This window comes from Brevundimonas bullata, from assembly GCF_003350205.1.
GTDB lineage: Bacteria > Pseudomonadota > Alphaproteobacteria > Caulobacterales > Caulobacteraceae > Brevundimonas > Brevundimonas bullata.
This window is the reverse complement of sequence record NZ_QLLC01000006.1, coordinates 1-17979: the sequence shown is the minus strand read 5'-3', so window position 1 is coordinate 17979 and position 17979 is coordinate 1. Positions and strand designations below refer to the sequence as shown.

Here is a 17979-nt window from a genome sequence, read left to right as displayed (position 1 = left end):
CGGTGTTCAGTGCTTGGTGTTCAGTCTTCGGTCGCCAGGCGATCGCGCTGGAGCCAGCCGACGTTGTCGTCGGCGTCCAGAACCTCGACCCAGTCGCCGTCCTGGGCGCCCGTCGGGAAGACGGTGTCCTCAGCGGCCATGGTGCGAACGACATCGCCGTCTGGCGCGCTGCGCAGGACCGACGCCCTGGCCAGTGCGTAGCGCGTGACGGCGGGACGCACGGCGCTGCGCTGTTCCTGACCTCCACGGGTCGGGCGGGCGGTCTTGGCTTCTTGCGCAGCCGCCTCGGCGCGGAGCGCCTCGCGGTTGGCGAGGGTGACTTCCGGGACGGTCGAGCCCGTGCCGCCCAGGCTGGTCACGAGGTCGGCGTAGCCGCGCACGAAGGCCAGGGCCAGGGTCTTGCCCTCATCCTCGGTCTCATAGCCGGCGCCGACACGGCCGCCGAAATGATTGTCGCGGATGCGCAGGCGGCGCCAGTCGTCCTTGTTGGCGACAGCGCGAGTGTAGCCGACCGTCTCGGCCAGGGGCACGCTGGACAGGGAAAAGACGACCTGGGCGTCTTCCTTGCCCTTGGCGAGGTCCTTCTTCAGGTCCTTGATGGCGTCGACCGTGCGATTGCTCAGCGCCTGATCCAGCTGATTGCCGGCGACGTTGGCGCCTGCGGAGAGCATCTGGGCCATGCCGGCTCCCATATCGGCCCCTTGGCCCTGAGTGACCGCCGCGACGCCGGCTTGCAGCAGCAAGCGCCCGCCGCTGGAAGCCAGGGAGCCGAGCAGCCCGCGACCGCTGTCGCCGCTGTCCGCCTCGATCGGATTGGCCAGTTCGGCGACTAGGACGAAATCCGCGGTGCGGATACGCCCGGCGGCGCCCAGACCGCGCTCGCGCTCAACCACGTCCATGCCCGGACCGCGTTCGATCAAGGTGAAGCAGCCGGATTCGCGGACCAGATAACGCAGCAGCTCGGACGGCGCGCCCACGCCCAATTGACTGAACAGAGCGCTCTGAGTGTCGGCGATCGTCACCGTGCCCAGGTTTTGCGTGCAACGCGGCGTCTCGTTGATCACCGAAGCGTCCGCGCTATTGCTGCGGCGACCGAAGATCTGCGCTTCGGCCGGCGTCGTCAGCATGACGGTCAAGGCGGCGACAGCGGTCAGGCCGCGTGCAAAATGAGGCATGATTCTGGCTTATGGTTGTTGAAAAAGCCTCATTTCTCTAGCTTTGCCATACGGAAACTTCAACCGTGGTCTTGCCGGTTTAGCCAGCAAACCCACCGGATTTCAAAAAGATCGCTTCCTCCGCCGTTGTTTCGCGACCCAGGCAGGCGTTGCGATGCGGGTAGCGTCCGAAGCGGGCGATGATGTCGCGATGGATGACGGCGAACTTGAAGGTCTCGGGCGCCTCGGCCTCGTCCAGCAGGGTCAGAAGCTCATCCTGATCCGCCAGGGATTCGGAGTGCATCAGCGGCATCAGGATGAAGGGGCGCAGCTCGCCCGCCACCCCTCGGTCATGGCCCGCCGCAATAGCCGCCTTGGCGAACATCAGGGCCAACGGATCAGTGGCGAACATATGCGCAGTGTCGCGGAAGGCGTTGCGCGGCAGTTGGTCCAGCACGAGGATGAGGGCCAGCGCGCCTTCAGGCGTCTCGGCCCAGGCGTCAAGTTCTCGACGGGCGGCGGCGAAATGCGTGTCGCGGCATCGCGCAGTGAAGGCCGCATCAAAGGCGGCGTCTTTGGCGAACCACTTTTCGGGTCCGGCTTCGATCCAGAAAGCGACGACGTCAGCGGGTTCAATCAGCGTATTCATGCCGCCGAGCTTAGCTCGCGCGCGAACAAATGCACGGCCCCGCGAGGGGGAAATCATCTGATGATGTGAGGAAAAATGGTCGGAGTGAGAGGATTCGAACCTCCGACCCCTGCGTCCCGAACGCAGTGCTCTACCAGACTGAGCCACACTCCGACATTTTACCCGACGCAGGCCAGAGGCCGTTGTTGCGCCGAGGAGGGGGCTTATAGCCACGTGTTTCGGACCTCGCAAGCGGGGAATTTGTGGTTTTTAAAAAGTCGCCGCTCAATGAAAATTCTTTTGTTTTCAGTGTTGCATCCCCGAAAAGCTTGGCGTATCTCACCGCTCCTCGCCGCAACGAACTGCGGCGGCGCACTGATCCTGCTGGGGAATGGTGTAATGGTAACACTACGGTTTTTGGTACCGTCATTCTAGGTTCGAGTCCTAGTTCCCCAGCCATTGCCTTTGTTTAAGCAGTCGCCCTTTAGGGCCACACTCCCTAACAACCTAAGTTACCGTCCGGTTTACAGGCGCAGTATTCGTTCGTTGCCGTCGGCTTTGCTCAAATTGAGCGACAATACCGTCATTTGAACGTTCGACGGTCACGGACACGGCATTGTTGGTCAGCCGCGACCTTCAAGACCTTGCGGTCGCACGGACGATTTCTGATTGAGGAACGCCCCATACGGGCGGGGCAGGGCGCATCCAGACGGGTATCTGCTCGCCTTGAGCCGACAATGGCTTGGCGATGGTGAGCGCCCTTGGAGCAGAAAGGGCGAGTTGCAGGATCAGCCGCTCGGCCTCTTCATTCTTCGGCTGCAAGCGGAGGACTTCGCGACAAGCATTGCGCGCCGCAACCTCATCCCCCAAGGCGTGCAGCGAATGCGCCAGCTTCAGCCAGGCGTGTTCACCCGCCGGCTCGACCGCCACCGAGCGGGAGAACAGCCGCGCGGCCTCGGTGTGATCGCCCTGCCTCGCCAACAAGCGGCCCAGGCGGTAAAGCGTCAACGCATCGTCCGGCTGCAGGGCCAGGATTTGGCGATAAGCTCGCTCGGCGACGGCGATCTCGTCCTTCTTGTCGAATTCGAACGCTTTGTCGCGCATGGCCTCCAGACCGCGCGGGTCCGGCACGCCGCCCAGGTTGCGACCGTTTCTGGTCGTCACGGAACAGGCCTTCAATCGCCGTTCCTGCGGGCCGAACAGGTACTTATAGGGCTCGTCGCCTCGCAGGAAATCATAGGTGGCGTACCCCTGGGCGATGGCGTGGCGGATGCTGTAGGCATGCAATAGGTAGCCCGCAGGCGCCTCGTCATAGGTCTCGTCCCGACCGGCGATGAAGAAGAGCATCGTTTTCTTGGCGGCGTCGACCAGGATCGCCAAGGCCGCCACCGGACGCCCCCTGTGCCGAAACACTGGCAGGAACAGGGTCCCGTTCTGTGCGCAACGCATCAGCATGGCGCGATTATACTGGGCGATGTCATCGGTTCTAGCGCCCTTGCGATGCGCCCATTTGGTCTTCCAAAAGCCAAGCAGAATGTCGATGTCGCGGGCAAAGGTTTCGTCGTTGGACGCGGTGATGTCGTACTCTTCGCCCGCCTCGACCTTGCGCAGCCAGCGGCGAATCTTTTGCCTGTTGTTGGCGCTCAGTTTCGTCAGATAGGCGTCCCAATCAGACGGCAAGGCGACAAACGGGCAAACGCTGACGTCCGTATTCGTGATCTTGTCGAGATACTCGATATCCTTGTGGACGAAACGAAGCGGGTCAAAAGCCGCCAAAAAGAGCCGGCGGCGCCTGTCGGACATCCACAAGTTGCTCATGATCAGCTTGGTCCAGCTGAGCTTTTTTCGCAGAAAATCAGTGAAGGCTGAAACCGCTTCTGCCTCGAAATCGGGATGGGTCAGAACGCCCGCGTGGTCGGAAAATCCGCTGCCGGCCAGATAGACCACGTTGAAGAAGCCTCGCGCCTTGTCAAAATGCACTCGTAGCCGCAGGGGCAGGAAGGCGACATAGCGATCATCCGCCTGGGTCGGCTTGGCCGCCAGCACCAGCCAGACTGTCTGGCGCACCGCCAGCCAGTCCGCGATCCAGCTCCATGACATGAAAAAACTCGCCTCGGGGTCGGCCGCATAGGCGGCGTCCCAGTCGTCGCGCACGCTCCTGAGCGCACCGAAATCCTCGATGACGTCGACGTTCATCGCACAACCCCTTGCAGCTCAGCCGTGCGACCAACGGGGCCGTGATCGCTTTGGTTCCAGCTGGAGGAACTCTGTTACGCTTCAATTTCGCATAATATATCTTAGACGATAAATATCTGTTCCATCCTAGTGCTCACTCAGGATCGCCCCCAGGCGATGCGCGCGAACGCACCAGACGACGCTGACCACCATCAGGATCATGGCGGCGATCTCGATCACGGTCGGTCCGCGCCCTTCCCACAGGAAGCCGTAGAGGAAGGCGAACAGGGTCTCGGACACGATCATCTGGCCCAGCATGGTCAGGGGCAGCAGACGGCTGGCCTGGTTCCAGAAGGCATTGCCGATGATGGAGGCGAAGATCGCCACGCCCACGCTGACGCCGAGAAACCGCCCCCAGGCCTCGCCTGACCAGACGCCCATGGTCAGCAATGCTGGAACCGCCAGCACCAGGGCGAAACCACCCGTCACCACCCCGGTCAGCAGCGACCAGTCGTGAGGAGAAACCTCGGGCAGCCGCCCCATCCAGCGGCTGTTGCCGATGGCGAAGGCCGACCAGGACAACAGGGCCGCCAGCGCACAGACCAGACCCATCAGGATCTGAGCCCCGTCGTGGCCCGCCCCGCCGCCCTGGCTCATGGACTCCCAGCCGATCAGGCCGACCGCCAGGGCCGCGACCGCGATCGGCGGCGCCACGCGTTTCAACGGCGGCGAATCCTTGTCCTTCAGCCCCCACAGAGCGACCACGACCGGCACCATGCCGACGATCAGGGCCGAGGCCCCGACCCCCGCGAAATGGACGCTGACCACCAGGAAGACGAAATAGACGATGTTCCCGGCCAGGCTCAGCCAGGCCAGCGCCCGCCACGCCTTGAAATCCAGCGCCGCCGTGACCCGCCGCCAGCGCGGCGCGATCAGCAGGGCGGCGATCAGGCCATAGGCGAGATAGCGCCCCGCCGTCAGCATCATCGGCGAAGCCTCCGGCGCGACCTTGGGCGCCAGGAAGACCAGCCCCCACAGAGCGCCCGCCGCCAGACCGCTGGCGACGCCCCAAAAGCGTTGGGACTGCATCAGGCTCACGGCTCGCCGGGCTCCACGATGCGGCCGCCGGTCAGGGGCTCGGCCACGCCCGTCGTGCCGGGGAAGCTGATCGGCAGGCCCAGCAGGCAGCGCGCGGCCAGGAAGGCGAAGGCCTCGGCCTCGATGGAATCCCCGCGCCAGCCCTCGTCCTCGGCGGTCGTCACCGGCACGCCCGCACGCTCGCGGATCGCCGCCAGCAGGACTGGATTATGCCGTCCGCCGCCGCAGGCCACGACCTTGGTCGGCTTCTCGGAACAGCGCCCCACGCCCAGCGCTGCCGCCTCGGCCGCAAAGGCCGTCAGCGTCGCCGCCGCGTCTTCCAGCGACAGGCTCGCAACCGGGTCCAGCGAGAAGTCAAACCGATCCAGAGACTTCGGCCCCGTCGAGGCGAAATACGGATGCGCCAGATAGGCCGCCAGCGCGGACTGATCGACGGTCCCCGCCGCCGCCAGCCTGCCGCCTTCGTCCATGCGCTTCTTGCCGCGCGACTGCACCAGCAGGTCCACCATGCCGTTGGCCGGCCCGGTGTCGAAGGCCTCCAGCCCCCCATCGGCGCGGACCAGGGTGATGTTCCCCACCCCGCCCAGGTTCAGCACCGCGACCGGCCCGCACAGACCTGATTTCCGCACCAGGGCCGCGTGATAGACTGGGGCCAGCGGAGCCCCCTGCCCGCCCGCCGCGACGTCGGCGCTGCGGAAATCATACGCCGTGCGCACGCCCAGCCCCTCGGCCACGCTCAGGGCGTCGATCAACTGCACCGTGCGGCCCGGCAGGTCCGGCGTCGGCGCCTCGTGCAGAACCGTCTGGCCATGCACCCCGATCAGATCCAGGGTGCTGGCCTTGACGCCGTTTACCGCCATGAAACTGAGCGCCGCCGCCAGGTGGGCGTCGGCCACCGCCATGCGGGCGTCCTCGAAGCTGTCGGGTTCTTCCTCGTCACGCTCCCAGTCCAGGGCGTCCTCGATGGCGTCCTCGACGATGGCGCGCGTCTCGGCGTCCAGCTTCATCTCGCCCGCGGGGCCGAAGCTGATGATGTTTTCGCCGTCGGTTTCGATCACCGCCATGTCCACGGCGTCGAGCGAGGTGCCGGTCATGAAACCGAGCACGCGAAGGGTCTTTGTCGAGGAGGAGGTCGTCATGGCGGGTTGACTGCCACGTCACGCACGCCGTAGCTAGCGCCCATGATCGCCGCCCGCGCCATTTCCGGCCTGTATTACCGTTCGCTGAGCTAGCGAGCGGCCGCGATCTCGTGCCGCCTTCGCTGGCGGTGCGACTTCCTCGGTAAGGAAGACGGCCGCCGGCATCCCTGCTACGGAGCCGTCCATGACCGACCAAGCCTTCAAATCCGACTTCCTGCGCCTGATGCAGGCGCGCGGCTATATCCACCAGATCACCCACCCCGTCGAACTGGACGAGGCGGCCAGCTCCAGCGTGGTCACTGGCTACATCGGCTTTGACGCTACGGCGCCGAGCCTGCACGTCGGCCACCTGATCCAGATCATGTTGCTGCGCCGCCTCCAACAGGCGGGCCACAAGCCGATCGTCCTGATGGGCGGCGGCACGACCAAGGTCGGCGATCCGTCGTTCAAGGACACCCAGCGCCCTCTGCTGACCGAAGAAAAGATCACCGAAAACATCGCTGGCATCAAAGGCGTGTTCGAGAAGTTTCTGACCTTCGGGGACGGCCCGACGGATGCGGTGATGGTCGACAACGACGAATGGCTGTCAAAACTGGGCTATTTGGAATTCCTGCGCGACTACGGCACCCATTTCACCGTTAATCGGATGCTGAGCTTCGACTCGGTCAAGCTGCGCCTTGAGCGTGAACAGCCGCTGACCTTCCTCGAGTTCAACTACATGCTGATGCAGGCGACCGACTTCCTGGAGCTGAACCGTCGCTACGGCTGCACCCTGCAGATGGGCGGCTCGGACCAGTGGGGCAACATCATCAACGGCGTCGAGTTGACCCGAAAAGTCGATCAAAAATCGGCCTTCGGCCTGACCACGCCCCTGCTCTCGACGGCCTCTGGCCAGAAGATGGGCAAGACCGTGGGCGGCGCAGTCTGGCTGAATGCCGACGCCCTTTCGCCGTTTGACTACTGGCAATACTGGCGCAACACCGAAGACGGCGATGTCGGCCGCTTCATGCGCCTGTTCACCGATATGCCGCTCGACCAGATCGAGCGTTATGAGACGCTGGAAGGCGCCGGCATCAACGAGGCCAAGAAGGCCCTGGCCGACGCCGCCACCTCCATGCTGCACGGCTCGGAGGCCGCCCACGCCGCCCGCGCCGCCGCCGAGGCCGCCTTCGAAAAGGGCCAGCTTTCGGCCGACCTGCCCACCGTCGAGCTGCCGCGTGATGAGGTGATCGGCGCCATGATCGCCGCCGTCGTCACCAAGGCCGGGCTCAGCACCTCCAACGGCGAGGCCCGTCGCCTGGCCCAGGGCGGCGGTCTGCGCCTCAACGACGAAGCCATCGCCGACGGCGCGCGCCTGATCGAAGACGCCGACGTCAACGCCGAAGGCGTGTTCAAGCTGGCCGCCGGCAAGAAGAAAATCGTCCTGGTGCGCCCCGTTTAACCCGTTCATCCCGGCGGACGCCGGGACCCAGTGCTTTGGCTTCAAACGCAGCCCTTGGTTTCGCTGCAAATTACTCAACCGGCGTCGTCGGGGCTCTCACCGGGTCCCGGCGTCCGCCGGGATGAGCGGAGATCAAAAATGACCGACATCACCGAAGGCCAAGCCGCCCCCGCGTTCGATCTCGCCACCGACGGCGACGGCCGCGTCACCCTGGCCGGCCTGGAGGGCAAGTCGGTGGTCCTCTACTTCTACCCCAAGGCCGACACACCCGGCTGCACGACCGAGGGTCTGGACTTCTCGGCCCTGGCCGACCAGTTCGCCGCCGCCAACACCGTCGTCATCGGCGTCTCGCGCGATGCGGTGAAGAAGCTGGACCGCTTCAAGGCCAAGCACGACCTCAAGGTCATTCTCGGCTCGGACGAGGACGGCGTGGTCTGCGAGCCCTACGGAACCTGGGTGATGAAGAAGCTCTATGGCCGTGAATATATGGGCGTCGAACGCGCCACCTTCCTGATCGACGGCGCGGGCCTGGTCCGCCGCGTCTGGCGCAACGTCAAGGTCAAGGGACACGCCGAACAGGTGCTCGAAGCGGCTCAATCTCTCTGACGGGCGCTTTGATCCACGCAATGCTCTGAGGCCAAGCTTGCCTCGGTCGCCAACCTGACCCTAACTGCCGCCCAAGGGGCTAACAGTAGGATTAGGCCGGCCTTGCTGGCGAGATGCGGAGAGCACCATGTTCAACAAGAGCAAACCCTTCGACAACGGCCCGTCCGGCGGGTTGGGCATCCCGCCCGCGCCGGAGCCTGCGCCGACCGCCGCGCCTTCGGCCTCGGCCACCGCGCCGCGCGCGTCTGAACCGTCGCGCCCCGCCGCCTCGCGTTCGTCCAGCCTGTCGACCCTGTCGTCCGGCGTGAAATATGAAGGCAACATCTCGGGCGCAGGCGAACTTCAGGTCGACGGCTCGCTGAAGGGCGACATCCGCGTGGTGCGCGTCACCATCGGCGAAGGCGGCTCGGTCGAGGGTACGGTCCACGCCGACGTTCTGGATGTGCGCGGTCGTGTCTCGGGCGCCATCGTCGCCAAGCAGGTCAAGCTGTTCACCACCGCCCGTATCGAAGGCGACATCACTCAGGAGCAACTGTCCATCGAACAAGGCGCCTGGTTCCAGGGCCGCTGCACCCAGGCCAAGCGCGACACGCCCGGCGCCTCCATGCTGGACGCCCCGGAAAAGCCCGCCGCTCTCGCCGCCCCCAAAACCGACAAAGTCGAGGCCAAGCCCGCCGCCTGATCCGGCGCCTCGCACATATGAAAAGGGGCGGCCCGCAGGCCGCCCCTTTTTTAGTTCCCGTCGCGGGTCTCGCCGACCCGGGCCGCCAGGGCGGCGCCCATGAAGGCGTCCAGATCGCCGTCCAGAACCCCTTGCGTATCCGAAGTCTCGACCTCGGTCCGCAGGTCCTTCACCATCTGATAGGGCTGCAGGACGTAGGATCGGATCTGGTGTCCCCAGCCGATGTCCGTCTTGGCGTCCGCCAGGGCCTGAGCCGCCGCCTCGCGCTTCTGCAGCTCCAGTTCGTACAGACGGGCTCGCAGCATCTTCCACGCCATGTCGCGGTTCTGGTGCTGCGAACGACCGGCCTGACAGGCCACAACCGTATTGGTCGGAATGTGCGTCAGTCGCACCGCCGAGTCGGTCTTGTTGATGTGCTGACCGCCCGCGCCGGACGCGCGATAGGTGTCGGTGCGCACGTCCGACGGGTTGATGTCGATCTCAATCGTATCGTCCACGACCGGCGAGACGCCGATAGAGGCGAAGCTGGTGTGCCGCTTGGCCGCCGCGTCATAGGGGCTGATGCGGACCAGGCGGTGCACGCCCGATTCCGACTTCAGCCAGCCATAGGCGTTGGGTCCCTCGATCAGGATGGTGGCCGACTTGACCCCCGCCTGTTCACCCTCTTCCATGGCCTCGATCGTGACCTCATAGCCGTGGGCCTTGGCCCAGCGTGAGTACATGCGCAGCAACATCCCGGCCCAGTCGTTGGACTCGGTGCCGCCGGCGCCGGAGTTCACTTCCAGATAGGCGTCGTTGCCGTCGGCCTCGCCGGACAGCAGGGCTTCCAGTTCGGCGCGCGCGGCGCGTTCCTTCACGGCGCGCAGCTGTTCACGAGCCTCCTCGAGGGTGGCCTCGTCGCCCTCTTCATCGGCCATTTCAGCCAGCATGACGCCCTCTTCCAGGGCGCTTTCCAGTTCACGGACGCTGTTGATCTGGGCTTCCAGACGCGAGCGATCGCGGCTGACGGCCTGGGCCTGTTCCGGGTTGTCCCAAAGGGTCGGATCTTCGACCCGAGCGTTCAGCTCATCCAGTTTTCGAAGCGAGACATCCCAGTCAAAGACGCCTCCTGAGCAGAGCGGCGCTCTGCTCGATGTCGGCCTTCATGGCCTCGACATCCGGTCTCATCGCAATCTCCTGCGAAACAACGCCTTCCCTTAAGCAGGGCCGCACCGCGTGCGGACCGATAGGGAAAGCAACGAAAATAAACGGCGCGCCTGCGAACAGGCGCGCCGGATTAATGGGCCTAACTAGAGGTTCAATAGAGCCCGCTCAAGTCCTCGGCGGGCTGCTTCTTCGGCGGCGGGGGCGCGACGACCGCCGGCGCCGCGGCCGCAGGGGCCTGCGCAGCTTCCTGCTCGCGGCGGATCACGTCGTTATAGTTCTGCGGACCCACTGGCTGAACCGGACGCGGCGCCTCTTCACGGATCTGACGCTCAGTGCCCGGACGGAAGGCTTCCTCGATGCCGTTGACCGTGCGGAAGACGGCGTTCTTGGGGCGCACGAAGGGCCGCGCGGGGCGTTCCTTCAGGGCGACCGTCATGAAGTCGGTGAAGATCGGCACCGCGGTCGCCGCACCGGCCTCGCCGCCGCCGAGCGAGCGGTTGTCGTCAAAGCCGACGAAGACGCCGACCACGATGTCGCTGGAGAAGCCGACGAACCAGGCCGAGCGGTATTCGTTGGTGGTGCCGGTCTTGCCGCCAACCCAGGGACCCAGGCTGCGCGCCCCGGCCCCGGTGCCGCGCTGGATGACGCCTTCCAGCATGGAGCTCATCTGATAGGCGGTGATCGGGTCGATGACCTGGGTCCCGCGATCCTGCAGACGCGGCGACTCCTGGCCGCTGAAGCCCCGGCCGCAGTCGCGGCACTGGCGACGGTCGGCGCGGTGGATGGTCTGGCCGTTCCGGTCCTGCACCATCTCGATCAAATAGGGATCGACCCGGCGACCGCCGTTGACGAAGGCGGCGTAGGCGGCGGTGATGCGATAGGGCGTCGTCTCCCCTGCCCCCAGCGACATAGCCAGGTTAGGCGACATGTCGTCGACCACGCCCATCTTCTTGGACAGATCGACGATGTTCCTCATACCTACCGCCTGGGCCAGACGCACGGTCATGACGTTGCGCGACAGCTCCAGCCCGCGACGAACGGTCTGGGGGCCATAGTACTGACGGCTGTAGTTCTCAGGCGTCCAGCGACCGCCGTTGGCGCCGCCGGGGAAGCTGATCGGGGCGTCCAGAACGATGCTGGCCGGGTTGAAGTCCCCCTCCAGCGCCGCCGCATAGACGAAGGGCTTGTAGGCCGAGCCCGGCTGACGCTTGGCCTGGGTCGCGCGGTTGAAGCTGGACAGGGCGTAGGAATAGCCGCCGACCATGGCCAGGACCCGGCCCGACTGCGGCTCGATGGCCACCAGGGCGCCGTTCACCGCCGGCACCTGCTTCAGCGCATACTGGCCGCCTTGCGGTTCGACAAAGATCAGGTCGCCGCGCTTCAGCGGACGGTTGGCGTTGGCCCAGGCGGCGTCGGATACGATCAGCGAACCCGTGCGGTCATCCTTGGCCGAACGGACGCGCACATTGTTGCCGCTGACGCTTTCGACGGCGGCGGCTTGCCAGGTGCGGCGTTCCGGCGGGGTGTTCTTCTTCAGGGCGGCGGCCTGCCAGCCCGGTGCGAAATCGGTCGTGCCCCAGGCGCCGCGCCAGCCGTGGCGGCGGTCATAGCGTTCCAGGCCGTTCATCAGGGCATCGCGCGCGGCGGACTGCAGCTTGGGGTCCAGCGTCGTGCGCAGGTAATAGCCGCCGCGGTTGACCTCTTCCTGACCGAACAGGCCGATGGCGCGACGGCGCGCCTCCTCGACGAAGAAGTCGGCGTCGGCGTATTCGGCCCGACGCGGCGCCGCACGGGTGTTCAGCGGCCGCGCCAGGGCCGTCGCCAACTCTTCCTGCGACAGCCACTTGTTGTCGGCCATCTCGCCCAGAACCCAGTCGAGGCGGCCCTTGGCGGCCTCGGGGTGGCGTTTCGGATTATAGTTGTTCGGCCCCTTGGGCAGGGCCGCCAGGAAGGCCGCCTCATCCGGCGTCAGCTGATTCAGCGACTTGCCGAAATAGTTGTAGGCCGCCGAGGCCACGCCATAGGAGCGATAGCCGAGGTAGATCTCGTTCAAATACAGCTCAAGGATCTGCTCCTTGGTCAGGGTCGCTTCAAGACGGCTCGAAAGAATCGCCTCTTTCAGCTTGCGGTTCAGGCTGGATTCGTTGGTCAGCAGGACGTTCTTGGCCACCTGTTGGGTGATGGTCGAACCGCCCTCCAGCCGCCGCCCCGACACGACATTGAAGACGTTCTTGAACATGGCCCGGCCGATGCCGGACACGTCTATGCCGCCGTGCTGGAAGAAGTGGCTGTCTTCAGCGGCCAGGAAGGCGTGGATCACCTGCTCCGGCACCTGGTCATAGGTGACGTAGATTCGGCGTTCGTCCGAGAATTCGCCTATCAGGGTCCCGTCGCCCGCAAAGACGCGCGTGGCCGTCGCCGGGCGATAGTCCGCCAGCTCGGACGCATCCGGCATGTCATGCAGAACCCAGGCCGCATAGACGGCCACGACCAGCCCGGCCAGAGCGATGCCGCCAAGCAAGGCGACGCCCGCCATAACGAACCAGCGTTCGGCTATCTTCACCGTGAACTCCGCAAGACGCGCCCCATGAAATCGTCGTTTATCGCGCGTCGGTCCCGCCGCAAAGCGGTACCGCAAACTCAGCCCTTGTCGCGCATCAGGCGGGCCTTGTCGCGCTGCCAGTCGCGCTCAGCCGAGGCCTCGCGCTTGTCGTGCAGCTTCTTGCCCTTGGCCAGAGCGATCTCCAGCTTGGCCTTGCCTTTTTCGTTCAGGTACAGCCGGACCGGAATGATGGTCCGTCCATCACGCTGGACGGCGCCGATCAGCTTGTCGATCTGCTTGCGGTGCAGCAGCAGCTTCCGGTGGCGGCGCGGCTCGTGATTGAAGCGATTGGCCTGCTTGTAGGGCGGAATGTCCGAGTTGATCAGGACGATCTCGCGCCCCTCCACCGCCGCATAGCTTTCGGCGATATTGGCCCGACCGTCGCGCAGCGCCTTGATCTCGGTCCCCAGCAGCTGGATTCCGGCCTCGATATAGTCCTCAAGGAAATAGTCGAAGCGCGCGCGCCGGTTCTCGGCGATCACCTTCTTGGGCGCATCAGCGGACATCAGCTAACCCCGGCTTCCGCCATGGCCTGGTCGATCTGCGGCTTGACGGCGTCGCGGGTCAGCGACAGCGGCAGGCGGACTTCCTCGCTGCACAGGCCCAGCTTCGCCAGGGCGTACTTGGCCGGCGACGGCGAGTTGTCGAGGAACAGGGCCTTGTGCAGGCTGATCAGACGGTCCTGCCAGGTCCGCGCCGTCGCGTAGTCGCCCGCCGCAACCGCGTCATACATGGCGACCATGGCTTCCGGCGCGACATTGGACGTCACCGAAATCACGCCCACGCCCCCGCTGGCGGCATAGCCCAGCCAGGTGGCGTCGTCGCCGCTGATCAGGTCGAACGGTCCGTTGATATGGCTGCGCATCCAGCTGACCCGCGAGATATCGCTGGTCGCGTCCTTGATGCCGACGATGTTCGGATTGTTCGCCAGGTGCGCGACCGCCTCGTTCGACAGATCAACCCCGCAACGGCTCGGCACGTTGTAGAGGATCATGGGAATCTGAACGGCGTCAGAAATCGCCTCGAAGTGGGCGATCATGCCTTCCTGAGACGGCTTGTTGTAATAGGGCGTCACCACCAGGGTCGCATCAGCCCCGACCTGCTTGGCGAAGGCCGAAAGCTCGATGGCCTCATGGGTGGCGTTCGATCCGGCGCCGGCGATCACGCGCACGCGGCCCGCGGCGATGTTCACGCACTGCTCGATCACCCGCTTGTGCTCGTCCATGCGCAAGGTGGCGCTCTCCCCCGTCGTGCCGACAGGGACCACGCCATGGACGCCGGCAGCGATCTGGCGTTCCAGGAGTTTTTCAAAAGCCCCTTCGTCCACGTTTCCGTCACGAAGAGGTGTGATCAAGGCGGTGATCACGCCCTTGAACAAGGGGGCGGTCATTGAAACAAGTTACCTGCGCGGAGTTTCGGGCGGCACGCCGCCCTTTTGAAGAGGCAGAGAGCGTAGGTTGCTCGCCGCTCGGCCGCAACCAGTGATGAATGAGGATCGGACATCTGATGATCGCGACGACCGTGGCCGCCGCCCTGGCGATTCTGACTCCGCCAACCCAGGACGTGCTGAACAGCACGCCTGCGCCCTATGCCTCCAGCCAGAACGGCGTCATCAGCGGCCAGGACATGGCCCTGTTCCAGCAAGGTCTGGCCTCGGCCCGCGCCCGTGACGTGATCGGCACGCAGTCGATCATGAGCCGTATTTCCGACCCCACGGCGAGGAAGCTGGTCGAATGGGCCCTGGTCGACACTTCGGACAAGCAACTGTCCTTCACCGATCTGGCCCGCGCCCAAACCGACCTCGCCAACTGGCCGCGCGGTGATTCGCGCCGGGCGGCGGGCGAGCGCGCCCTGGGCATGGCAAACGCCTCGCCGGACGCAGTTCTGGCCTTCTTCAACGGCGCGGCCCCGACGACCGCCGAGGGCGCAATCGCCCTGGCCGGCGCCCTGGAGCAAAAAGGCCAGCGCCGCGAAGCCCAGGCCCTGATCCGCGACTGGTGGCGCACCCGTTCGTTCGAAGAAGCGCAGCAATCCACGATCGCCAACCGCTGGGGTGGATGGCTGAACGCCGACGATCATGTCGCCCGGCTGAACATGCTGCTGCTCGGTCCGCACGGCCCGGCGACCCGCGCCATGGTCTATATGGTCCCCGCCGACCGTCAGGCCGTCGCCAACGCCGTCATGGCCCTGCGCACCGCCTATTCTCCCGACGCCCTCGTGGCCGGCCTCAGCCCCGCTGTCGCCAATGACCCGGCCGTAGTGCTGGAGCGCGCACGCCTGCTGCGCTCGGCCGGTCGCCAGTCAGAGGCCTTCCCCCTGCTGTCCGCCCTGCCCCCCGCCCCCTCGCACAAGGAAGGCCAGGACACCCTGTGGAGCGAGCGCCGCAACTACTTCCTCGACGCCCTGCAACAGGGCGACCCCCGCGCCGCCTACGCCGCCATGAACGGCCACGGCTTCCCCGCGGGCGAGCGCAAGGTGGACGCCGAGTTCTTCGCCGGCTGGGTCGCCCTGACCAAGCTGAACGACCCCGCGACCGCGGCCCAACACTTCGAGGTCCTGCGCAACAGCTCCTCCACCCCGATCACCCAGGGGCGCGCCCTCTACTGGCTGGGCCGCGCCGCCGAGGCCCGCGGCGACCGCGCGGGCGCCCAACGCTGGTATCAGGCGGGCGCGGAGCACTGGCAGACCTTCTACGGCCAGCTCGCCGCCGAAAAGGCCGGGATCACCACCCTGACCCTGCCCGGCGAACCCGCCCCGACGCCGGAGGACGTCAACCGCTTCGAGAGCAATGAGGTCGTCCGCGCCACCCGCATCCTGGGCGCGGCGGGTGAAAAGACCCTGATGCGGGTCTTCGCCTATCACCTCGACGACACCCTGCCCTCGCCCTACGACCTGTCGCAGCTGTTCGACCTGATGCAGGGCTATGGCGACCAGTTCGGCTCGATGATGGTCGGTCGCGCCGCCAGCCAGCGCGGCTTCGTCATGCCTGAACGCATGTATCCGGTGCGCATCCCGCCCCAGACCTCGGGCGCGGCGCCGCTGGAGTTCACCCTGGCCATCACGCGCCAGGAATCCAGCTTCGATCCCATGGCGCGCTCCGGGGCGGATGCACGCGGCATGATGCAGTTCCTGCCCGCCACGGCCCAGGGCGTAGCCCGCCGCATGGGCCTCCCCTTCTCGCCGGATCAACTGTGGGACCCCGACGTCAACATGCGTCTGGGCAGCTATCATCTGGCGGAACTGACCAACAACTTCGGCGGTTCGCCCCTGCTGGCGACGGTCGGCTACAACGCCGGTCCCGCCCGTCCGCCGCAATGGGTGGCCCGCTGCGGCGACCCGCGCAGCCAGCAGGTCGATCCCATCGACTTCATCGAATGCGCGCCCTTCACCGAGACGCGCAACTACATGATGCGGGTGATGGAAAACATGCAGGTCTATCGGGCCCGCCTGAACGGCGGCTCGGCCCCGCTGACGCCGTCCGCCGACCTAGCCCGCGGCACCCCGCCCAACAGCGGCCCGCGTTCCTATCAGCCGTAACGCGCGCATCGCCCCTTTCGGATCACGAGAGGGGCGACCGCCATCTTTTTATCTTCAGCAGGCCCGATCCAGCCACGGCGGGCGTTCCAGCCCCATTTCCAGCCTTCAGCGCGCCGCACTCAGAACCCGGGCTAGGATCGCCTTCCCGGTCTTTGACATTGCAGCGAAACCTCCGACGCCGCTCTAGCGATACCCTCAACCTGATCCCGCTTCCCCAAATGCCGTCATCCTCGGGCTTGACCCGAGGATCGAGCGCAAGGGCGCGCTCACCCTCGCCAAGGTCGCGCAGGCGGACCGTCCGATCCTCGGGTCAAGCCCGAGAATGACGGCGTGGCAGGGCGGCCCATTGCACCAATTGCACTGTTTTTTTCGCCGCACAGTGCAATCAGCCCGCCGCTCAGCCGCCGCCGGAAAGCCGCCGCCCCGCCAGCAGCGGCCCGTCGGGTCCCTCGACCCAAACCCCGCCCAGACCAAAGACCGACCGCAGCACCCCCGGCGACAGAGCCTCGACCGGCGCCGCATCCGCGACCACCCGCCCGGCGTCCAGCACCACCACCCGGTCCGCGACCCGCGCCGCCAGCGTCAGGTCGTGCAGGCTGACCAGCACGCCCCCGCCCGCATCGGCTCGCGCCCGCAGCCGCTCCAGCACCAGCAACTGCGCGTCCGGGTCCAGCCCGGCGATCGGCTCATCGGCCAGCAGCAAGGGCGCCTGAACCACCAGCGCCCGCGCCAGCAGCACCCGCGCCCGCTCGCCGCCCGACATCTCGGCCACGCCGCGTTCCGCCAGATGGGCCGCCCCGACCTCGTCCAGCGCCGCACTCGCCCGCTCCAGCGCCTCGGCGCCTGACAGGAAGGGCGCGCCCAGCGCCGCCACCTCGATGGCCGGCAGGTTCCACGCGGTATGCCGCTCCTGCGGCAGATAGGCCGCCCGCGTCCCGCGTTCGCGCTCCGACAGACGCCGCACATCCTCGTTGCCCAGCTTCGCCACGCCGCTGTGCAAGGCCGTCAGTCCCAGCCCCGCGCGTATGGCGCTGGACTTGCCCGCCCCGTTCGGCCCGCACAGGGCGACCAGTTCACCCGACCCGACCGACAGGCTGACCCCGTCCAGCACGGTCGCCGCACCGATGCGCGCCACGACGCCGTCCAGCTCCAGCAAGGCGCTCACAGCCGCCACTCCCGCGCCGCGCGCCAGGCGATCAGGGCGAACAGCGGCGCCCCGACCAGGGCTGTGAACACGCCCAGCTTCAGCTCCTGATCCGTCGGCATCAGCCGCGCGGCCAGATCGGCCAGCACCAGCATCAGCCCGCCCGCCAGCGCCGAGGGCCAAAGCAGCCGCCCCGGATCACCGCGCACCGCCGCCCGCACCAGATGCGGCGCCGCCAGACCGACAAAGCCGATCACCCCCGCCACGGCCACCGCCGCCCCCGCCGCTACCGCCGAGGCGATCAAGGCCAGAACCCGCATCCGTCCCATCGACAGACCCGACGCCCGCGCGGCTTCCCCGCCCAGGGTCAGCATCCGCAAGCCCGGCGACGCCCCCGCCGCAAAGACAGCGGCCACCGCCAGCGCCGGCGACACCCAGGCCACGTCGATCCAGCTGCGGTTCTGCACAGAGCCCAGCAGCCAGTTCATCACCTCAGCCGAGGCGATGGGCGACGGCGACAGGTTGAATATCAGGGCCGTCAGCGCCCCCGCAAAGCTCGACAGCGCCACCCCGAACAGGATCAGCGCCTCGGGCGCCCGCACCCTGGTCGCAATGGCCACCAGCAAC

General features: G+C 66.4%; 15 protein-coding genes and 2 tRNA genes. 5 read left to right on the top strand and 12 right to left on the bottom strand.

The genetic code is table 11. The annotated features are described in order from the left end of the window. Positions 1-20: 20 nt before the first annotated feature. The 3 genes from DXK21_RS04050 to DXK21_RS04040 form a co-directional block, all read right to left on the bottom strand. Complete coding sequence (locus tag DXK21_RS04050) at positions 21-1175, bottom strand: SH3 domain-containing protein (RefSeq protein ID WP_114816497.1); 1155 nt, start codon at positions 1173-1175, stop codon at positions 21-23. A gap of 79 nt (positions 1176-1254) precedes the next feature. Continuing rightward, the gene (locus DXK21_RS04045) at positions 1255-1803 is read right to left on the bottom strand and encodes a DUF924 family protein (protein WP_162790572.1); all 549 of its coding nucleotides are present in this window, start codon (positions 1801-1803) and stop codon (positions 1255-1257) included. A gap of 76 nt (positions 1804-1879) precedes the next feature. Then, positions 1880-1956, bottom strand: a tRNA-Pro gene (locus DXK21_RS04040). A gap of 211 nt (positions 1957-2167) precedes the next feature. Here DXK21_RS04040 and DXK21_RS04035 point away from each other — a divergent pair. Beyond that, positions 2168-2241, top strand: a tRNA-Gln gene (locus tag DXK21_RS04035). Positions 2242-2418: 177 nt separating this feature from the next. On the opposite strand, the gene DXK21_RS04030 is transcribed toward DXK21_RS04035, so the two are convergent. The 3 genes from DXK21_RS04030 to DXK21_RS04020 form a co-directional block, all read right to left on the bottom strand. Beyond that, entirely contained in the window at positions 2419-3978 is a 1560-nt protein-coding gene (locus DXK21_RS04030; RefSeq protein WP_114816495.1) for a GNAT family N-acetyltransferase, read from the bottom strand. A gap of 126 nt (positions 3979-4104) precedes the next feature. Further along, positions 4105-5046, bottom strand: coding sequence for a DMT family transporter (locus tag DXK21_RS04025; protein ID WP_114816598.1), 942 nt, complete (start codon positions 5044-5046; stop codon positions 4105-4107). A gap of 5 nt (positions 5047-5051) precedes the next feature. Beyond that, positions 5052-6194 (bottom strand): anhydro-N-acetylmuramic acid kinase, encoded by a 1143-nt coding sequence (locus DXK21_RS04020; protein ID WP_114816494.1) that lies wholly within the window; start codon positions 6192-6194, stop codon positions 5052-5054. A gap of 184 nt (positions 6195-6378) precedes the next feature. Between DXK21_RS04020 and tyrS the strand changes: the two genes are divergently transcribed. The 3 genes from tyrS (at position 6379) to DXK21_RS04005 (ending at position 8923) form a co-directional block, all read left to right on the top strand. Beyond that, positions 6379-7635 carry a tyrosine--tRNA ligase gene (gene tyrS / locus DXK21_RS04015; protein ID WP_114816493.1) on the top strand — a complete coding sequence of 419 codons (1257 nt, stop codon included), beginning with the start codon at positions 6379-6381 and terminating at the stop codon, positions 7633-7635. A gap of 138 nt (positions 7636-7773) precedes the next feature. Beyond that, the gene (locus DXK21_RS04010) at positions 7774-8241 is read left to right on the top strand and encodes a peroxiredoxin (protein ID WP_114816492.1); all 468 of its coding nucleotides are present in this window, start codon (positions 7774-7776) and stop codon (positions 8239-8241) included. A 127-nt stretch (positions 8242-8368) separates the two neighbouring features. Beyond that, on the top strand, positions 8369-8923 hold the full coding sequence (locus tag DXK21_RS04005; protein WP_114816491.1) for a bactofilin family protein: 555 nt from the start codon (positions 8369-8371) through the stop codon (positions 8921-8923). A gap of 50 nt (positions 8924-8973) precedes the next feature. On the opposite strand, the gene prfB is transcribed toward DXK21_RS04005, so the two are convergent. The 4 genes from prfB to dapA form a co-directional block, all read right to left on the bottom strand. After that, a protein-coding gene (gene prfB / locus DXK21_RS04000; RefSeq protein ID WP_114816490.1) for a peptide chain release factor 2 occupies positions 8974-10090 on the bottom strand; the annotation gives its coding sequence in 2 pieces (ribosomal slippage) (positions 8974-10020 and positions 10022-10090; 1116 coding nt in all). A gap of 130 nt (positions 10091-10220) precedes the next feature. Continuing rightward, on the bottom strand, positions 10221-12605 hold the full coding sequence (locus DXK21_RS03995; protein ID WP_114816489.1) for a penicillin-binding protein 1A: 2385 nt from the start codon (positions 12603-12605) through the stop codon (positions 10221-10223). A gap of 104 nt (positions 12606-12709) precedes the next feature. Beyond that, positions 12710-13177, bottom strand: a complete 468-nt coding sequence (gene smpB, locus DXK21_RS03990) for an SsrA-binding protein SmpB (protein WP_114816488.1) — start codon at positions 13175-13177, stop codon at positions 12710-12712. Next, positions 13177-14061: a 4-hydroxy-tetrahydrodipicolinate synthase gene (dapA, locus tag DXK21_RS03985; RefSeq protein WP_114816487.1), complete on the bottom strand. Its 885-nt coding sequence runs from the start codon at positions 14059-14061 to the stop codon at positions 13177-13179. The genes smpB and dapA overlap by 1 nt, the downstream gene beginning before the upstream one ends. A gap of 116 nt (positions 14062-14177) precedes the next feature. Between dapA and DXK21_RS03980 the strand changes: the two genes are divergently transcribed. Beyond that, positions 14178-16208, top strand: a complete 2031-nt coding sequence (locus DXK21_RS03980; protein WP_245945093.1) for a lytic transglycosylase domain-containing protein — start codon at positions 14178-14180, stop codon at positions 16206-16208. Between the two features lie 397 nt (positions 16209-16605). Here DXK21_RS03980 and DXK21_RS03975 read toward each other — a convergent pair whose 3' ends face one another. Together DXK21_RS03975 and DXK21_RS03970 are read right to left on the bottom strand one after the other, a co-directional pair. Then, complete coding sequence (locus DXK21_RS03975) at positions 16606-17373, bottom strand: ABC transporter ATP-binding protein (protein ID WP_170136949.1); 768 nt, start codon at positions 17371-17373, stop codon at positions 16606-16608. Next, a partial coding sequence (locus DXK21_RS03970) for a FecCD family ABC transporter permease (protein WP_162790571.1) occupies positions 17370-17979 on the bottom strand: 610 nt, incomplete at its 5' end. The genes DXK21_RS03970 and DXK21_RS03975, both read right to left, overlap by 4 nt.